This is a genomic window from Alkalihalophilus lindianensis (assembly GCF_032843265.1).
GTDB classification, from domain to species: Bacteria; Bacillota; Bacilli; order Bacillales; family Bacillaceae_D; genus Alkalihalophilus; species Alkalihalophilus lindianensis.
This window is the reverse complement of sequence record NZ_JAWJBA010000919.1, coordinates 1-242: the sequence shown is the minus strand read 5'-3', so window position 1 is coordinate 242 and position 242 is coordinate 1. Positions and strand designations below refer to the sequence as shown.

At 46.7% G+C, this 242-nt stretch carries 1 protein-coding gene; it reads right to left on the bottom strand.

Annotation, left to right across the window (positions count from 1 at the left end):
* The coding region (locus RYX56_RS24795; protein ID WP_369293575.1) for a gamma carbonic anhydrase family protein at positions 1-242 on the bottom strand (242 nt) is incomplete at both ends.

Below are 242 nucleotides of genomic sequence, written 5' to 3'. Positions count from 1 at the left end.
CGTTAATTCACGAACGACTTTGCCGGGAGAACCGAGTACAAGTGAACGCGGCGGAATTTTGATGCCGCCAGCAAGCAATGTGTTGGCACCAATAATACATTCTTCGCCGACTTCAACATTATCTAATACTGCCGACCCCACCCCGATAATCGAACGCTTGCCTACTTTACAGCCGTGCAAAATAACATTATGGCCGATCGTAACATCGTCATCAACAATAACAGGGACCCCTTCGTATAAAT